Here is a 16611-nt window from a genome sequence, read left to right as displayed (position 1 = left end):
ATTCACATGTTAAAGACCATGCGTAAACACGGTGTCACGCTGGCGCTGTTCGCAGCCGGTTCTACCGGGCTGACGGCGGCAATCAACCAGTTGACCAAGCACACCATCGACGACCAGGCCGAGAAGCAGCAAAACGCCCTGTTCCAGCAGGTCATTCCGGCAGGCAGCTATAATAATGACCTGTTGAAGAGTTGCTTTGTGGTGGAAGCCCCGGCGCTCGGCAAAGGCGCGCATAAGGTTTATATCGCCCGTCAGGACGATAAGCCGGTCGCCGCCGTACTCGAAGCCACCGCGCCGGACGGCTATTCTGGCGCTATTCAGCTGTTGGTCGGTGCCGATTTTAACGGTACCGTGCTTGGTACCCGCGTGACCGAGCACCACGAAACGCCGGGGCTGGGTGATAAAATAGAGCTTCGCCTGTCTGACTGGATAACCTTCTTCGCCGGTAAAAAAATCGACGGTGCGAACGATAGCCAGTGGGCAGTGAAGAAAGACGGCGGCCAGTTCGACCAGTTCACCGGGGCGACCATTACCCCTCGTGCGGTAGTCAATGCGGTAAAACGCGCAGGGCTGTATGCCCAAACGCTGCCCGACCAACTGTCACAACTGCAAGCCTGTGGAGGATAAACAATGAGCGAAGTCAAAGAGGTTATTGTCCAGGGGCTGTGGAAGAATAACTCCGCGCTGGTTCAGCTTTTAGGCATGTGCCCGCTGCTGGCGGTCACCTCAACCGCCACCAACGCCTTAGGTTTAGGTCTTGCCACTACCCTGGTATTGACGCTCACCAACCTGGCCATCTCCAGCCTGCGTCGCTGGACGCCAGCGGAAATTCGTATCCCCATCTACGTGATGATTATTGCGTCGGTGGTTAGCGCCGTGCAGATGCTGATCAACGCCTATGCGTTCGGCCTGTACCAGTCGCTGGGGATCTTTATCCCGCTTATCGTGACCAACTGTATCGTCGTAGGTCGCGCAGAAGCGTTTGCGGCCAAAAAAGGCCCGGCGCTGTCGGCGCTGGACGGTTTTGCTATCGGCATGGGCGCCACCTGCACCATGTTTGTACTGGGTTCCATCCGTGAACTGCTCGGTAACGGCACGCTGTTCGACGGCGCGGATGGCCTATTGGGTAGCTGGGCGAAGGCGCTGCGCATTGAAGTCTTCCATACCGATACCCCTTTCCTGCTGGCGATGCTGCCACCGGGCGCATTTATCGGCCTGGGAATGCTGCTGGCTATCAAATATCTTATCGATGAACGGACTAAGAAACGTCATGCTCAGCAGGTTATTACCGCCGATAGCGTGAACGTGGATGGGGCAGAGAAAGCCTGATGAACAAAACCAAGCGTCTTGAAATATTGACTCGGCTGCGCGACAACAACCCGCACCCGACCACCGAACTCAACTTCACTTCACCGTTCGAATTGCTGATTGCGGTTCTGCTCTCCGCACAGGCGACGGACGTGAGCGTCAACAAAGCGACCGCCAAACTTTACCCAGTGGCAAACACGCCGCAGGCGATGCTTGATTTGGGCGTCGATGGCGTGAAGGAGTACATCAAGACGATTGGCCTGTTCAACAGCAAAGCGGAGAACGTCATCAAGACTTGCCGCATGCTGCTGGAACTGCACGGTGGTGAAGTTCCGGAAGACCGGGCGGCGCTGGAAGCACTGCCGGGGGTTGGACGTAAAACGGCGAACGTGGTGTTAAACACGGCTTTTGGCTGGCCCACCATCGCCGTCGATACGCACATCTTCCGCGTCTGTAACCGCACGCAGTTTGCGCCTGGCAAGAACGTCGAACAGGTGGAGGAGAAGCTGCTGAAAGTGGTTCCCGCCGAGTTTAAGGTCGACTGCCACCACTGGCTCATTCTGCACGGCCGTTACACCTGCATCGCCCGTAAGCCTCGCTGCGGTTCCTGTATCATTGAAGACCTGTGTGAATTTAAAGAGAAAGTGGAGCTGTAGTCCATTTTTCGCGGCGTGGCAAGTCGGCCCGCCGCCCCCTTCCGAGTGACTAGACCGCGTTTAATCCCATCTAATTATTCATTTTTTGGCACATCCAACGCCTATATAACGCTTTTACAGATTAAATGGGCCATCACTAACGAAATTTTCTATACAAAAACTGACCAGAACATCACCACAACATGATGTTGCATTTATGTTTCTTTACGAGCAATTCGCTTACATCATTAGGATGAATCCTCCGTAACGCACAATATGATCATCCAGTTATTTTTCAGAATCCAGCCTATATCACTATACTAAAGCGAGTTCAGCAGAAGATATCGTTAAATTGCCGTTTTTGCCCCACTATTTCAGAATAAAAAACCGCTTAAATTTAAAGCGTGAAATTTAACGCTAAATAACATTTATATGTCTGGTTAATTATTCCACTCTTTTTATTTGTAACGGAGTATTACAAAGGCCTTGTCTGAAAGCGCAGGATAGTGAACATTACTTCCCGTTTCCCTCCAGAATAACTATAAGGTGGATGCCAATGAGCACCCGCCCAGTACACCCCCCATTAGAATGGGATGTAAATAAGAGGTATATGTGTCTACTGCAAACAATAAACCAACTGAAAGCGTAAGTTTAAACGCCTTCAAACAACCTAAAGCGTTCTATCTCATCTTCTCTATCGAGTTATGGGAGCGTTTTGGTTTCTACGGCCTGCAAGGCATTATGGCCGTTTACCTGGTTAAACAGCTGGGTATGTCAGAAGCAGATTCCATCACGCTGTTCTCTTCCTTTAGTGCATTAGTGTACGGTCTGGTTGCTATCGGCGGCTGGCTGGGCGACAAAGTACTGGGTACAAAACGCGTGATTATGCTGGGTGCCGTGGTGCTGGCTATCGGCTATGCGCTGGTCGCATGGTCTGGTCACGATGCAGGCATCGTCTATATGGGTATGGCGGCTATCGCTGTAGGTAATGGCCTGTTTAAAGCCAACCCGTCTTCCCTGCTCTCTACCTGCTATGCAAAAGACGACCCGCGTCTGGACGGTGCATTCACCATGTACTATATGTCCGTGAACATCGGTTCGTTCTTCTCCATGCTGGCAACGCCATGGCTGGCCGCAAAATACGGCTGGAGCACTGCGTTCGCGCTGAGCGTCGTGGGTATGCTGATCACCGTGGTTAACTTCGCTTTCTGCCAGCGTTGGGTTAAACAGTACGGTTCCAAGCCTGACTTCGAGCCAATCAACTACCGCAACCTGCTGCTGACCATCGTTGGTGTTGTGATTCTGGTCGCTGTCGCCACCTGGCTGCTGCACAACCAGGGCATCGCACGTATGGTTCTGGGCGTGATTGCACTGGGCATCATCTTTATCTTCGGTAAAGAAACCTTCGCAATGAGCGGTGCGCCGCGTCGTAAGATGATCGTGGCGTTCATTCTGATGCTCGAAGCGATTATCTTCTTCGTGCTGTACAGCCAGATGCCGACCTCTCTGAACTTCTTCGCGATTCGTAACGTTGAGCACTCCATTCTGGGTATCGCGTTCGAGCCGGAACAGTATCAGGCGCTGAACCCGTTCTGGATCATTATTGGTAGCCCAATTCTGGCCGCTATCTATAACAAGATGGGCGACAACCTGCCAATGCCGACTAAGTTCGCGATTGGTATGGTGCTGTGCTCCGGTGCCTTCCTGGTGCTGCCGCTGGGCGCGAAGTTCGCTTCCGACGCGGGTATCGTTTCCGTTAACTGGCTGATCATCAGCTACGGCCTGCAGAGTATCGGTGAACTGATGATTTCTGGTCTGGGTCTGGCGATGGTGGCACAGCTGGTTCCACAGCGCCTGATGGGCTTCATCATGGGTAGCTGGTTCCTGACTACCGCGGGTGCGAACATCATCGGTGGTTACGTTGCAGGCATGATGGCGGTTCCGGAAAACGTGACTGATCCGCTGATGTCTCTGAACATTTATGGCCACGTATTCCTGCAGATTGGTGTTGCTACGGCCATTATCGCCGTGCTGATGCTGCTGACCGCTCCGAAACTGAACCGTATGACTCAGGACGACGCAAAACCTGCTGCTGACGGTAAAGTCGCTTCCGCATAACGTCATCGGGAAACGAATAAATATTTAGGCCGCTAACTTCTGTTAGCGGCTTTTTTTTTATCGCTTCAGGCACTAACATACCTCCATATCTCTCGGCTGCCCTTCGGCTGAGGGAAAACAAAAATAACCAAGTCTGAAGGAGTTACCCATGAAATTGTTCTACAAACCCGGCGCCTGTTCCCTTGCATCGCACATCACGTTGAGGGAGAGCGGAAAGGACTTTACGCTTATCGGCGTCGACCTGATGCACAAACGTATGGAAAACGGTGACGATTTCCTGAAGGTCAACCCGAAAGGCCAGGTTCCTGCGCTGCTGCTGGACGACAACACCCTGCTGACGGAAGGCGTGGCTATCATGCAGTACATCGCCGATAGCGTTGCGGATCGCCAGCTGCTGGCACCGGTTGGTACCATCAATCGTTACAGAACGCTGGAATGGCTGAACTATATCGGGACCGAGCTGCACAAAGGCTTTACGCCACTGTTCCGCCCGGATACCCCGGAAGATTACAAACCAACGGCGCGCGCGCTGCTGGATAAGAAACTGGCCTACATCGATGAATCGCTGGCGAACGCGCAGTGGATCAGCGGTTCACGTTTCACTATTGCCGATGCCTATCTGTTTACCGTGCTGCGCTGGGCGTTTGCCGTGAAGCTGGAAATGGCGGGATACAAAAATATTGCGGCCTATATGGAGCGCGTCGCGGCGCGTCCTGCGGTGGCGGCAGCCATGGCGGCTGAAGGTCTGAAGTAATATTGCTGTGCTGGCTCCCCGGAGTCGGCGCTTCGCACCTCGTCCGGGCTACAGGCTAGTGTAGCCCGGCAGAGCTTCGCGACGCCGGGAATATTTACAGCTGAGTGGCGCTAAAACAGTGAACGGGCTTCGCAATACGATCCTGCGCCGCCACTACCTGCAACTCATACTCGCCCATCTCTTTGGTGGTGACCATAATCTCGTACACCGCCGCAGTCACATGCTCCAGCGCGTCGCGAAGGCTAGCCCCTTGCAGCAGCTTAACCAGCAGCAGACCGCTGGTCACATCGCCCACGCCCACCGGGTGACGCGCGCCAAAGTCGATCAGTGGACGGCTGATATGCCAGGCTTCATCCGCCGTCACCAGCAGCATCTCAAAGCGATCCTGACTGTATCCTGCACGGGCCAGATGCTTCACCAGCACGATTTCCGGCCCCTGAGCAATCAGCTCACGCGCAGCCAGCACCGCATCGTTCACATCCTTAACGTCACGACCGGCGAGAATTTCGAGCTCAATCAGGTTCGGCGCGATGATGTCGCTTGCCGGCATGGCATAGCGCTTATGGAATTCCGCCACGCCTGGTGCCACAATGCAGCCCTTTTCCGGGTGCCCCATAACCGGGTCACAGAAAAATTTCGCCTGCGGGTTCGCCGCTTTCACCTGACGCACGATGCCAAGAATATGCTCGCCCTGCTCCGCAGAGCCCAGATAGCCGCTCAGCACCGCGTCACAGCGCTTCAACTGGTCGATAGCCGCAATGCCCTGCACAATCTCTGTCAGATGCGCTGGCGGCATCACGCAGCCCGTCCACTGACCATATTGGGTATGGTTGGAAAACTGCACCGTGTTTAGCGGCCAGACGTTCGCACCAAGGCGACGCATAGGAAACTCGGCGGCGCTATTGCCCGCATGCCCAAAAACGACGTGAGATTGAATGGCGAGGATGTTGTTCATTAGCTCTACTCAGACGACAAAAAAGAAGGGGGCGTAGTTTCCCACGCCCCCTCGTTTCGGAATATTACTTCCAGCAGATCAAACAGTAATTTTTCTTACCACGGCGTAACAGGGTGTAACGACCGAAGAGAATATCGCTTTCCTGGAAGAAATATTCCGGGTCAGCCTGTTTTTCACCGTTGATGGTGACCGCGTTGGAGGCGATGGTTTTACGCGCCTGGCCGCGAGACGGCTGCAGCTCGGAGTCCACCAGCGCCTGCATCAGGTCAGCCCCTTTATCCATCTCAACCATCGGCACACCGTCCTGCGCCAGCTGCTCGAAGTCTTCTTCGCTCAGCGCACTCAGTGAACCACTGAACAGGCTATCGGTGATGCGTTTTGCCGCCACCAGACCTTCTTCACCGTGCACCAGACGGGTCACCTGCTCGGCCAGTACGTACTGGGCGCGAGGAGCTTTACCGCTGTTCTTGTCTTCTTCTTCCAGCGCATTGATCTCTTCAATGTCCATAAAGGTGAAGAACTTCAGGAAGCGATAAACGTCGGCATCCGCGGTGTTGATCCAGAACTGGTAGAATTTGTACGGACTGGTTTTCTTCGGATCCAGCCAGACTGCGCCGCCTTCGGTCTTACCGAATTTGGTGCCATCAGCTTTAGTAATCAGCGGAACGGTCAGGCCGAATACCTGGTTCTGGTGCAGACGACGGGTCAGGTCGATACCGGAGGTAATGTTACCCCACTGGTCGGAACCACCAATCTGCAGCGCAACGCCGTGCAGTTTGTTCAGGCAGGCAAAGTCATAGCCCTGCAGCAGGTTGTAGGAAAACTCGGTGAAAGAGATGCCCTGATCGTCACGGTTAAGACGCTGCTTCACCGCTTCTTTGTTAATCATCTGGTTAACAGAGAAGTGTTTGCCGATATCACGCAGGAAGGTCAGCACGTTCATGCCGCCGAACCAATCATAGTTGTTGGCCGCAATAGCCGAATTGTCGCCGCAGTCGAAATCGAGGAACGGTGCCACCTGTTTGCGGATTTTATCCACCCACTCCTGCACGGTATCTTCGGTATTCAGTTTACGCTCGGCCGCTTTAAAGCTTGGGTCGCCAATCAGACCGGTTGCGCCGCCGACCAGTGCAACAGGCTTATGCCCTGCCTCCTGGAAGCGTTTCAGGCATAACAAAGGAACAAGATGCCCCAAATGCAAGCTGTCGGCGGTAGGGTCGAAGCCGCAATAGAGCGCGATCGGGCCTTGCGCCAGTCGCTCTGCTAACGCTACCTCGTCCGTTACCTGGGCGACTAGCCCCCGCTCTTGCAGTTGTTTAATCAAGTTACTGCTTGCCATCAAATTCTCCATCTATATACGACTGCACCTTTGCCGGTACACGACTTTTCGCCAGACGCGAAAGCTCTATAGAATAAAGCGCTGGCGCACTCAGCGCTAGCGCTTAACACAACAAATTTCAGGGATTACGGTGCCAGACGGTCGATTTTCCAGGCATCCGCGTCGCGCTGGTATAAAAAACGGTCGTGCAGACGATGTTCACCGCCCTGCCAGAACTCCATCTGCTCAATAGAAACGCGGAAACCGCCCCAGAAACTTGGCAGCGGGACCTCACCCTGCTGGAATTTCTGTTTCAGTTCCATGAACTTGCTTTCGAGGATACCGCGCGCAGAGATGCGGCTGGACTGCTTAGATACCCAAGCGCCAATTTGGCTGTCGCGCGGGCGGCTGTGGAAATACTTCACCACTTCGAGGGTCGACAGACGTTCAGCCTTGCCGATAACCATCACCTGCCGCTCCAGCATATGCCACGGGAACAGCAGGCTGATGCGCGGATTGTTCTCCAGCTGATGCGCCTTACGGCTACCCAGGTTGGTATAGAAGACCAGCCCTTTCTCATCATAGTGCTTGAGCAGAACGATACGCTGATACGGCTGACCGTTTTCATCAACCGTGGCAACCACCATCGCCGTAGGGTCGGCCAGTCTGGCATCACATGCCTGGCGTAACCAACGTTCGAACAAGGGCAGCGGTTCAGCAGGAAGGTCGTGGCGACGCAGACCGCCACGGGTGTACTCACGGCGCAGATGCGCGATTTGTTGCAGATCGTCGTTATCAGACATGGCGTTTAAGAGAGTAGTCAACGGGTGGCGTTATTGTGCGCCGCCCGCCTGAAAATCTCAACGCTTGGGGTTTTGTAACTGGCAGTTATTCAACACGATGTGGTCGCGTTTGTAGACGGTTGCTTCGTTACCCTTAGACCAGAACACGTAGATCCCGTCGGTATAGCGAGCGCCCGACGCGGAGATCCCCTGCTGGAGATTCAGCTGCTGGTTGTCATAGATAAAATTCACCTGTTGGCGCTGATTGTTAAGATGCACGGTCAGCGGTTTTTCCTCACACTGGTATTCCAGCGTGTCGGTCTGCATGCGTTCCATAAACTGATTGTACGCACTGCAGCCAGCGAGCATAAAAGGGAGAACAGCGATAAGTAGCTTTTTCATTGTTTTGGGCCTTCCGACATTCCTGGTCAAGGAGTGATTCTCACACTCCCGTTCAAGTTAAGTCTACCGGCCCACTGTAAAAGAAGATGTCAGTTAACTCTGATTATGCTGCGGATTTGCTGGATAAATAGCCCCTAGCACGGTCGCCTCCGAAGCACCGGTCACAGACGGTAGGTTACCCGGCAGTCCGGCGACGGTTCGCCAGGCCAGCCAGGCAAATGCCAGCGCTTCCATATCGTCACCGCTGATCCCGTAAGCATCGGTGCTCGCCACTTCCGTTCCGGCAAGCAGGCCGGCCAGACGCGCCATCACCAACGGATTACGGCTGCCACCGCCGCAGACCAGCAGACGTTCGCATCCGCCGCTCAACATCACCTGTTCGCTGATGGTCACGGCGGTCAGTTCAGTCAGCGTCGCTTGTACGTCCTGCGGACGCAGGCCCGGATAGCGCGCCAGGAACTGCGCCAGCCAGCCGTAGTTAAAGTACTCCCGCCCGGTGCTTTTTGGTGCAGGTGCCGAGAAGTACGGGTCGCTCAGCATATCCTGCAGCATCGGTAGGATAACCTTGCCTTCGCTGGCCCACTCGGCGTCTTTGTCGTATGGTTTGCCCAGGCTGCGCCAGATCCACGCATCCATCAGCATATTACCCGGACCGGTATCAAAACCGCGTACCGGCATGCCAGGAACCAGTAAAGAGAGGTTGGCAATACCGCCGATGTTGAGGATCATCCGACGTTCATCAGGATGCGCCAGCAGCGCCTGGTGAAAAGCGGGCACCAGCGGCGCGCCCTGCCCACCCAGCGCCATGTCGCGGCGGCGGAAATCCCCCACTACGCTCACGCCGGTGCGGGCGGCGATAATATTGTTGTCGCCAATCTGCATCGTGTGCGGTGCAGCGCCCGTCGGCTCATGCCATACCGTTTGCCCATGGCAGCCGATGGCGACGATATCGTGCGCCTCAAGATGCTCCTGAGACATTAGCGCGATAACTGCTTCAGCAAACAAATTCCCCAGCCGATTGTCGAGCTGGCCGAGTTGCGAAAGCGTCAGCGCCTGCCCCTGGCAGATGGCGAGCACGGCCTCTTTTAGGGCTACCGGTATTGGCCAGGTAAGGCTGGCAAGCTGGGCTACGCGGCTTTCATCAATGGCCGCGAGCACTACGTCCACGCCGTCAAGGCTGGTTCCCGACATCACGCCAATATATCGCCCGGATTTCATACGCCGTCCTTAGTCATCTTTGCAAAGTCAACACTCAATCATAAAGTGACACTTAATGCTATTAACTGATAATACTTTTTAACAATATACCCACCATCGGCCCGCCAGGTAGTTTCCCTTGCGTTTAACGTTGGTTAAGCCATTATGGATTATTCTTATTAATAATAAATGCGGAATATATGACCGCTCGAATCAAATACCATATAATCGTTTAGTACGGATGCTCACAAGAGCGATTCTGAGTGAACTGGAGATTCATAAAATGATGTTACGCGTATTGGCTGTTTCAATGATTGGTTTATCCCTGGCCGGATGTGTCAGCAACAGCGGGTTGTCAGGCGATGTTTACTCGGCATCCGAAGCGAAACAGGTCCAGAACGTGACCTACGGTACCATCGTCCACGTACGTCCTGTTCAAATTCAGGGCGGCGACGATAACAATGTTATCGGCGCCATCGGCGGTGCGGTTCTGGGTGGCTTCCTGGGTAACACTATCGGTGGCGGCACCGGTCGTTCCCTGGCGACTGCGGCGGGTGCCGTGGCAGGCGGCGTAGCAGGTCAAGGCGTTCAGGGTGCGATGAATAAAACCCAGGGCGTTGAGCTGGAAATTCGTAAAGATGACGGCAACACCATCATGGTGGTGCAGAAACAGGGCGATACCCGCTTCTCTGCTGGCCAACGTGTCGTGATGGCAAGCAACGGCAGCCAGGTTACCGTTTCCCCGCGTTAAGCCTCACTTCGCGTACGTGGCCGCTACGGCCACGTACCTTTCCACCACTCAGTATTATTTCTAATACTTATTTCAAGCAAACAATTAATTCATACCATGAATGCATAATTGACATTTAGCTTATGTATTATTTGCGCGTGGACAATATTTACTGACAGTTTATCTATTACACTCCCTGCGTATAGGGCTGGATGCCCGTTGCATGCCCGGCGTTGCGTACACAGGACACATATATGCTGCTAAAATTCCCGCTACAGCGCTTTTTGATTTATCTGACCATCACTCTTATTGGCACGCTTGTTCTGAATCATTTTTCGAACGCGTTTATCAGCAACGTTCCGTCTATTGCGCCGATATTGTTCCCAACGCTGACGATTTTTCTCATGGTTTTTCACACCATGATCGCCGTGTTCATGGTCATGAAGTATTTGTGTGATAAACGTCGTCTCTACCTTATGCCCATCGCCTGCGCCTTTGCTAGCTCTGCATTGCTGATGCTGGGCACGCTGAAGAGTTATCCGGATTGGTTCCTCTGCGGCGGCGTGAATATCGCAAATTATAATGATGCCCTGATCTTTTACGTATTCCGTAATATATTAATGGCACTATTATTTATTACTGCGGTCATTCTCTACGCATTTAAGCTACGTGAGATGCACACCCGCAAAATCCATTTTTTCATTCTCAGCGGCATCGTTATTTTCTGCGCCGGCATTATGGAATTGGCCTGGTTATATTCCAGCAACGATCCGTTACTCAGCGTTGCCTTTATTGATAATCTTACCTTTAAATATACTGACGTCTGGCAAGGAATTATCAGCTGGATATTGTTTGGTCTTTGGGGGATAACGCTTTTCACCATTCTGATTACAACCCAACTGCGCAATATATTCTGGTACAGCGGGGCCTTCTTCTGCGCCTGCTATATCTTCACGTTGTTTGTCCTGATGACCGGCAAGGATACCGCCAGCTACAGCTGGTATCAGGCGCGCCTGTTCGAAACCATCTCCACCCTGTTCCTTATCTTTGTGCTGTTTTGCGACGTGTTCACGCTCTATCGCCAGTCCAATGCGAAGTACCATGACTCATACCAGAACTCTATCCGCGATCCATTAACGCGACTGTACAACCGCAGCTATTTCTACGACTCGTTTACCGCACTGTTGCCTACCATCGCCGACGGCCAACCGGTATCGGTGATTGTCAGCGATCTGGACCACTTTAAGCGTATCAATGACAAATATGGTCACCTGCAGGGGGACAAGGTGATTCAGTTTGTGGCGAAAGTCCTGCAGGATTCGGTACGGCAAAACGACGTTGCCGCACGTATCGGCGGCGAAGAGTTTGCCCTGCTGCTGGTTAACACCTCTCCTGAGGTGGCGCGAACGATTGCCGAGCGTATTCGGCTGGCAATCAGCCAGCATGATACCGAAAGCAGCCATGCGCAACTGCCGGAGTCTATCACCATCAGCATGGGCGTTTTCACCGCCGTCGATTTATCGGTGCCGGTAGAAGAGTGCGTCAGACGAGCGGATGAAGCGATGTACCGCGCCAAAGCGGCGGGCAGAAACCGCGTAATGGTCTGGGAATAAGAGAGGTGAAAAAAAACCCGCGACTATCGCGGGTTTTTTTGAGTATCAATGAGTATCAATCGCGCGATTGCAGCTCAATGATATTCTGCTCCAGTTTGCGGATGAGCGTGGTCAATATCCCCAACTCCTCGGCGGAGATCCCTGACAGGATATCACCGCGCGTGTGGCTGATGACCGCTTCCATCTCCTGGATCAGCGGTTCCGCTTTCTCAGTCAACTTAATGCGTTTAGCACGGCGGTCATTCGCACAGGTCTGGCGAGAGATCAGTCCCTTCTCTTCCAGCTGATCCAGAGTACGAACTAAAGACGGCTGCTCGATGCCGATCGCCTTTGCCAGTTGGATTTGCGACTGTTCGGGCGGCAGCTGATGAATATTATGCAGCGTGACCCAGTGAGTCTGCGTGAGTTCCAGAGGTTTGAGGCGATGGTCAATCAAAGCACGCCAAATGCGCACCAACCGTGCCAGATCAGAACCTAATGGCGATTCCAATTTCATCTCCTTATAATTAGCTTGCTAAGTTATTATACTGATTTTAGAATAGTGTGCAGTATTTAAATTAGCAAAACAAATGAATTGCCACGTGCACGCAAACCAGATCCGTGAGTTACACTGTTTCAAATGATGTGAATGTATGTCAAAAGACGACATACTATCGAGCCATAACTCTTCAATTGCAAAGGATTTTTGCTTGTGAAGTCTATTTTCCACATTCCTGGAGTCCCGCTGCAAGACCTTGTGGTTGGTGCTTCTATTTATTTTCCCCCTGTATTTAAAGCCGTCCTGCTGGGCTTCCTGTTCTGGTTGATAATTCACCGTTTATTGCGCGATTGGATGTATGCCGGTGATATCTGGCACCCGCTATTGATGGATCTCTCTTTCTTTGCGCTTTCAGTGTGTATGGCGCTGATGATACTGGTTTTGTGGTGATGTAACTCAATGAAAAAATTAAAATACTTCTCAACGCTGCTCATCGCGGCCTTGGCTATCATCGCCTGCTGGCTGGTCTGGAACTACTACATGCAGTCGCCGTGGACGCGCGACGGCAAAATTCGCGCCGAACAGGTTGATATTACCCCTCAGGTTTCTGGCAGTATTCTGACCCTCAACGTAAAGGACAACCAGTTTGTCCGCGCCGGCGACGTGCTGTTCCAGATTGACCCAACGCCGTGGAAAATTGCCGAGATGAATGCCGATGCGAAGCTTGCTAAGGCTCAGTCCGACCTCTCGCGCGCCAGCCATGAAGTGGAGCGTCGCCGGGGGCTATCGCAGAACTTTATCTCTGCTGAAGACCTCGACACGGCAAACATGACGCTGAAAGCGGCGCAGGCCAATTTTGATGCCGCCAAAGCCGAGCGCGAACATGCCCGCTGGCAGCTGGCTCAAACCAACGTAAAAGCACCTGTCGACGGTTGGGTTACCAATCTCTCTACCCGTGTCGGCAACTATGCCGCCGTCGGGCATCCGGTTTTTGCGCTGATCGATAGCCACTCCTTCTATGTCGTTGGCTATTTTGAAGAGACCAAACTGCGCCACATCCGCGAAGGTAACCGCGCCGACGTGGTGCTCTATAGTGATGACAAGAAGTTACAGGGTCACGTATCCAGCATCGGCCGCGCCATTCACGATCAGAGCCTGGCGACGGACGGCAAGCTAGTTGCCGATATCAAGCCGACCATTCCATGGGTACGCCTGGCCCAGCGGGTGCCGGTACGCATTGAATTAGACGCGCTGCCAGCGGATACCGTGCTGGTTGCTGGTACCACCTGCACCGTCTCTATCGTCGGTGGGAAGCAATGACCTTTCCCGCTTTAACATGGCGGTCATTGCCCTGGGTTAAAGCGACCGTGCCGCAATGGCGCTACGCCATGCGCAACGCCATTGCCATGTGTCTCGCGCTAAGCATCGCCTACTGGCTCAACCTTGATGAGCCTTACTGGGCGATGACCTCCGCCGCGGTGGTCAGCTTTCCGACCGTTGGCGGCGTTATCAGTAAAAGCCTCGGGCGCATTGCCGGGAGTATGCTCGGCGCCTGCGCGGCGCTGTTGATAGCCGGGCATACCCTGACCGACCCCTGGCTGTTCCTGTTTGCTATGTCCGGCTGGCTGGCCTTCTGTACCTGGGCCTGCGCGATGTACACCAACAACGTCGCCTACGCCTTTCAGCTGGCGGGCTACACCTGTGCCATTATCGCGTTTCCTATTATCAATGTGGTGGATGCCACTCGACTCTGGGACATTGCTCAGGCGCGCGTATGTGAAGTGATTGTCGGGATTCTGTGCGGCGGGCTGATGATGATGATCCTGCCCAGCACCTCTGACGGCAGCGCCCTGCTAACGGCGCTTAAAAATATGCACGCCCGGTTACTTGAACACGCCAACATGCTCTGGCAACCGGTCACCACCGATGCCATCCGCACTGCGCACCAGAGCGTGATCAGCCAAATTCTGACGATGAATCTGCTGCGCATTCAGGCCTTCTGGAGCCACTATCGCCTGCGACGACAGAACACGCTGCTCAACTATTTGCTGCACCAACAGCTGCGTCTGACTAGCGTTATCTCAAGCTTACGTCGCCTGCTGCTGAACTGGCCGGATGCGCCGCAGACCATCCGCCCGGTGCTGGAAGAACTGTTGCTGGCGCTGGCGAAGCCCGACTGCGATGCCTATACCGTCGCGCGAATTATTGCCCCGCTGGCGCCGAGCGACCCGCAGGATTATCGCCACCACGCGTTCTGGCACCGCTTACGCTACTTCTGCCGCCTTTATCTCACCACCAGCCATTGGCTCCAGCGGCTGGAAAACGCCACCGCAGTGACCGAGTTTACCGTGCCAACAGCCCCGGCCTTGATGCGCCATACCGATCACGCCGAAGCTGCCTGGAGCGGCATCCGCACCTTCTTTGCGCTGGTCAGCGTTGGCGCGCTAAGCATCAGCACCCAGTGGGAATCGGGTGCAGCGGCCTTAACCCTGGCGGCTATCTGCTGTGTACTCTACTCCAACGTACCGTCACCGTTCAGTTCGCTCACGCTGCTGATGCGTACCCTGATCCTGCTGTCGATATTCAGCTTTGGCGTCAAATTCGGCCTGATGGTGCAAATCAGCGATCTCTGGCAGTTCATGCTGTTTCTCTTCCCGCTATTGCTAACCATGCAACTGTTGAAACTGCAGATGCCCAAACAGGCAAGGCTGTGGGGCTCGCTTATCGTCTTTATGGGCTCATTTATCGCGGTAACCAATCCGCCAGTCTACAATTTTGGCGATTTCCTTAACGATAACCTGGCCAAAATCATCGGCGTTGGTCTGGCATGGCTGGCGTTTGCCGTGCTGACTCCCGGCTCAGATGCGCGCAAAAGCCGCCGTCATATTCGGGCGTTACGGCGTCACTTTGTTGACCAGTTGAGTCGACACCCGACAAACAGCGAGCATGAATTTGAATCGCTGGTTTATCATCATGTTAGCCAGCTCAGCAGCAGCCAGGATGAACCAGCACGCCGCTGGCTGTTACGCTGGGGCGTAGTGCTGCTGAACTGTTCGCACGTGGTCTGGCACCTTCGCGCCTGGGAAGCCCGTTCGGACCCGCTGTCGCAGGTGCGCGATATGTGTATTAGCCTGCTACGGGATGTGATGAGCGAACGCGGGGTTCAGCAGCGTCCGCTGGCCGCCACGCTTCAGGAACTGCAACGAATCTGCGACACGCTGGCCCACCACCATCAACCGGCAGCCCGGGAACTAGCCTCGATCCTGTGGCGTCTGTACTGTTCGCTTTCACAGCTGGAAACGGCACCGCCGCCCGGTACGCTGACCGAGCAACCGGCGTAAAAAGGAAGGATGCAGGCGGTAAAGACCGCCTGCATTACTGACATTACGGAACGTCGTAACCTAATGCCGCTTTACGAATGCGGAACCACTGCTGACGCGTCATATCCAGAGACTGGGCGACAATGGCCGAGCGCACGCGTTCGATTTTGCCAGAGCCGATAATCGGCAGCGGCTGCGACGGTAAACGCATCACCCACGCATACACCACCTGCTCAATGCTGCCTGCGTTCAGTTCATTCGCCACCTTCGCCAGCTCATCGCGCAACGGCTGGAACTCATCGTCATTAAACAGACGACCGCCGCCGAGGCAGGACCAGGCCATCGGGCGAATACGCAACTGCTGCAGCTGATCCAGCGTGCCGTCAAGAATGGTCGGCTGGTGAATTGGCGAGATCTCCACCTGGTTCGTGGCCAGAGTGAACGGCAGACGCGACTGCAACAGCGCAAACTGCGCCGGGGTAAAGTTGGAGACGCCGAAATGGCGCACTTTTCCACTCTGATGCAGCGCGGTAAACGCCTGCGCCACTTCATCGGCATCCATTAACGGATCCGGGCGGTGGATCAGCAGCAGATCCAGCACGTCGGTAGCCAGGTTACGCAGCGACTGTTCGGCGCTATGAATGATGTGATTGCGGTCGGTAATATAGTGACCGAGCGCGTGTTCCGGCTTCGCCGTGGTCGCGATCCCGCACTTGGTGACAATCTCCATTCGTTCACGCAGATGCGGCGCCAGCTTCAGCGCTTCACCGAACGCAGCTTCACAGGCGTAGCCACCATAAATATCGGCGTGGTCAACGGTCGTCACCCCAAGGTCGAGATGCTCTTCAATAAAGCTCACCAGCTGACGTGGCGTCATGTTCCACTCCATCAGACGCCAGTAGCCCATCACGAAACGGGAAAATTCTGGCCCTTGTGGTGCCAGGGTAATACGTTGAACCATAACCACTTCCTCAACATAAAAAATTGAACCGAGTATACGC

17 protein-coding genes are annotated in these 16611 nt (G+C 54.2%); 10 read left to right on the top strand and 7 right to left on the bottom strand.

Going from position 1 to position 16611, the window contains the following annotated elements; all coding sequences use genetic code 11:
- The first annotated feature begins 6 nt into the window (after nucleotides 1–6).
- From rsxG to gstA, 5 genes are all read left to right on the top strand, one after another.
- A complete protein-coding gene (rsxG, locus tag AB2B48_RS05240; RefSeq protein WP_185666170.1) occupies nucleotides 7–627 on the top strand; it encodes an electron transport complex subunit RsxG in 621 nt (206 codons plus the stop codon).
- A gap of 3 nt (nucleotides 628–630) precedes the next feature.
- Complete coding sequence (locus AB2B48_RS05235; RefSeq protein WP_368301003.1) at nucleotides 631–1329, top strand: electron transport complex subunit E; 699 nt, start codon at nucleotides 631–633, stop codon at nucleotides 1327–1329.
- The gene (gene nth, locus AB2B48_RS05230) at nucleotides 1329–1964 is read left to right on the top strand and encodes an endonuclease III (RefSeq protein WP_035897047.1); all 636 of its coding nucleotides are present in this window, start codon (nucleotides 1329–1331) and stop codon (nucleotides 1962–1964) included. The genes AB2B48_RS05235 and nth overlap by 1 nt, the downstream gene beginning before the upstream one ends.
- Before the next feature lie 591 nt (nucleotides 1965–2555).
- Nucleotides 2556–4061 carry a dipeptide/tripeptide permease DtpA gene (gene dtpA, locus AB2B48_RS05225; protein ID WP_185666167.1) on the top strand — a complete coding sequence of 502 codons (1506 nt, stop codon included), beginning with the start codon at nucleotides 2556–2558 and terminating at the stop codon, nucleotides 4059–4061.
- Between the two features lie 148 nt (nucleotides 4062–4209).
- Nucleotides 4210–4815 carry a glutathione transferase GstA gene (gene gstA, locus AB2B48_RS05220; RefSeq protein WP_368301002.1) on the top strand — a complete coding sequence of 202 codons (606 nt, stop codon included), beginning with the start codon at nucleotides 4210–4212 and terminating at the stop codon, nucleotides 4813–4815.
- Nucleotides 4816–4909: 94 nt separating this feature from the next.
- Here the strand turns inward: gstA and pdxY are convergent, their stop codons facing one another.
- The 5 genes from pdxY to anmK form a co-directional block, all read right to left on the bottom strand.
- Nucleotides 4910–5770 (bottom strand): pyridoxal kinase PdxY, encoded by an 861-nt coding sequence (gene pdxY / locus AB2B48_RS05215; protein WP_185666165.1) that lies wholly within the window; start codon nucleotides 5768–5770, stop codon nucleotides 4910–4912.
- A gap of 64 nt (nucleotides 5771–5834) precedes the next feature.
- The gene (gene tyrS, locus AB2B48_RS05210; RefSeq protein ID WP_185666164.1) at nucleotides 5835–7109 is read right to left on the bottom strand and encodes a tyrosine--tRNA ligase; all 1275 of its coding nucleotides are present in this window, start codon (nucleotides 7107–7109) and stop codon (nucleotides 5835–5837) included.
- 125 nt (nucleotides 7110–7234) lie between these two features.
- Nucleotides 7235–7891: a pyridoxamine 5'-phosphate oxidase gene (pdxH, locus tag AB2B48_RS05205; protein WP_035897054.1), complete on the bottom strand. Its 657-nt coding sequence runs from the start codon at nucleotides 7889–7891 to the stop codon at nucleotides 7235–7237.
- A gap of 57 nt (nucleotides 7892–7948) precedes the next feature.
- Nucleotides 7949–8272, bottom strand: a complete 324-nt coding sequence (gene mliC / locus AB2B48_RS05200) for a C-type lysozyme inhibitor (RefSeq protein ID WP_185666163.1) — start codon at nucleotides 8270–8272, stop codon at nucleotides 7949–7951.
- 93 nt (nucleotides 8273–8365) lie between these two features.
- Complete coding sequence (gene anmK / locus AB2B48_RS05195) at nucleotides 8366–9490, bottom strand: anhydro-N-acetylmuramic acid kinase (RefSeq protein ID WP_333010919.1); 1125 nt, start codon at nucleotides 9488–9490, stop codon at nucleotides 8366–8368.
- 262 nt (nucleotides 9491–9752) lie between these two features.
- Between anmK and slyB the strand changes: the two genes are divergently transcribed.
- The gene (slyB, locus tag AB2B48_RS05190; protein WP_185666161.1) at nucleotides 9753–10220 is read left to right on the top strand and encodes an outer membrane lipoprotein SlyB; all 468 of its coding nucleotides are present in this window, start codon (nucleotides 9753–9755) and stop codon (nucleotides 10218–10220) included.
- A 233-nt stretch (nucleotides 10221–10453) separates the two neighbouring features.
- A complete protein-coding gene (locus AB2B48_RS05185; protein ID WP_368301001.1) occupies nucleotides 10454–11812 on the top strand; it encodes a GGDEF domain-containing protein in 1359 nt (452 codons plus the stop codon).
- 55 nt (nucleotides 11813–11867) lie between these two features.
- On the opposite strand, the gene slyA is transcribed toward AB2B48_RS05185, so the two are convergent.
- Nucleotides 11868–12308, bottom strand: a complete 441-nt coding sequence (gene slyA, locus AB2B48_RS05180; RefSeq protein WP_185666159.1) for a transcriptional regulator SlyA — start codon at nucleotides 12306–12308, stop codon at nucleotides 11868–11870.
- 195 nt (nucleotides 12309–12503) lie between these two features.
- On the opposite strand from slyA, the gene AB2B48_RS05175 reads away from it, so the two are divergent.
- From AB2B48_RS05175 to AB2B48_RS05165, 3 genes are read left to right on the top strand one after another with little or no spacing between them, the layout of a single operon-like run.
- Nucleotides 12504–12740, top strand: coding sequence for a DUF1656 domain-containing protein (locus AB2B48_RS05175; RefSeq protein WP_368301000.1), 237 nt, complete (start codon nucleotides 12504–12506; stop codon nucleotides 12738–12740).
- Nucleotides 12741–12749: 9 nt separating this feature from the next.
- Complete coding sequence (locus AB2B48_RS05170) at nucleotides 12750–13610, top strand: efflux RND transporter periplasmic adaptor subunit (protein ID WP_368300999.1); 861 nt, start codon at nucleotides 12750–12752, stop codon at nucleotides 13608–13610.
- Nucleotides 13607–15631: an FUSC family protein gene (locus tag AB2B48_RS05165; protein ID WP_368300998.1), complete on the top strand. Its 2025-nt coding sequence runs from the start codon at nucleotides 13607–13609 to the stop codon at nucleotides 15629–15631. The genes AB2B48_RS05170 and AB2B48_RS05165 overlap by 4 nt, the downstream gene beginning before the upstream one ends.
- 43 nt (nucleotides 15632–15674) lie before the next feature.
- Here the strand turns inward: AB2B48_RS05165 and AB2B48_RS05160 are convergent, their stop codons facing one another.
- Nucleotides 15675–16571, bottom strand: coding sequence for an aldo/keto reductase (locus AB2B48_RS05160; protein WP_185666155.1), 897 nt, complete (start codon nucleotides 16569–16571; stop codon nucleotides 15675–15677).
- Nucleotides 16572–16611 lie beyond the last annotated feature (40 nt).

The organism is Kluyvera sichuanensis, from assembly GCF_040930405.1.
Taxonomy (GTDB): domain Bacteria; phylum Pseudomonadota; class Gammaproteobacteria; order Enterobacterales; family Enterobacteriaceae; genus Kluyvera; species Kluyvera sichuanensis.
This window is presented reverse-complemented; position numbering and strand designations above follow the sequence as displayed.

Coding starts and splice junctions, on each gene's coding strand:
- rsxG (WP_185666170.1), top strand. CDS start 7: ATGTTAAAGACCATGCGTAAACACGGTGTCACGCTGGCGCTGTTCGCA.
- AB2B48_RS05235 (WP_368301003.1), top strand. CDS start 631: ATGAGCGAAGTCAAAGAGGTTATTGTCCAGGGGCTGTGGAAGAATAAC.
- nth (WP_035897047.1), top strand. CDS start 1,329: ATGAACAAAACCAAGCGTCTTGAAATATTGACTCGGCTGCGCGACAAC.
- gstA (WP_368301002.1), top strand. CDS start 4,210: ATGAAATTGTTCTACAAACCCGGCGCCTGTTCCCTTGCATCGCACATC.
- pdxY (WP_185666165.1), bottom strand. CDS start 5,770: ATGAACAACATCCTCGCCATTCAATCTCACGTCGTTTTTGGGCATGCG.
- tyrS (WP_185666164.1), bottom strand. CDS start 7,109: ATGGCAAGCAGTAACTTGATTAAACAACTGCAAGAGCGGGGGCTAGTC.
- pdxH (WP_035897054.1), bottom strand. CDS start 7,891: ATGTCTGATAACGACGATCTGCAACAAATCGCGCATCTGCGCCGTGAG.
- mliC (WP_185666163.1), bottom strand. CDS start 8,272: ATGAAAAAGCTACTTATCGCTGTTCTCCCTTTTATGCTCGCTGGCTGC.
- anmK (WP_333010919.1), bottom strand. CDS start 9,490: ATGAAATCCGGGCGATATATTGGCGTGATGTCGGGAACCAGCCTTGAC.
- slyB (WP_185666161.1), top strand. CDS start 9,753: ATGATGTTACGCGTATTGGCTGTTTCAATGATTGGTTTATCCCTGGCC.
- AB2B48_RS05185 (WP_368301001.1), top strand. CDS start 10,454: ATGCTGCTAAAATTCCCGCTACAGCGCTTTTTGATTTATCTGACCATC.
- slyA (WP_185666159.1), bottom strand. CDS start 12,308: ATGAAATTGGAATCGCCATTAGGTTCTGATCTGGCACGGTTGGTGCGC.
- AB2B48_RS05170 (WP_368300999.1), top strand. CDS start 12,750: ATGAAAAAATTAAAATACTTCTCAACGCTGCTCATCGCGGCCTTGGCT.
- AB2B48_RS05165 (WP_368300998.1), top strand. CDS start 13,607: ATGACCTTTCCCGCTTTAACATGGCGGTCATTGCCCTGGGTTAAAGCG.
- AB2B48_RS05160 (WP_185666155.1), bottom strand. CDS start 16,571: ATGGTTCAACGTATTACCCTGGCACCACAAGGGCCAGAATTTTCCCGT.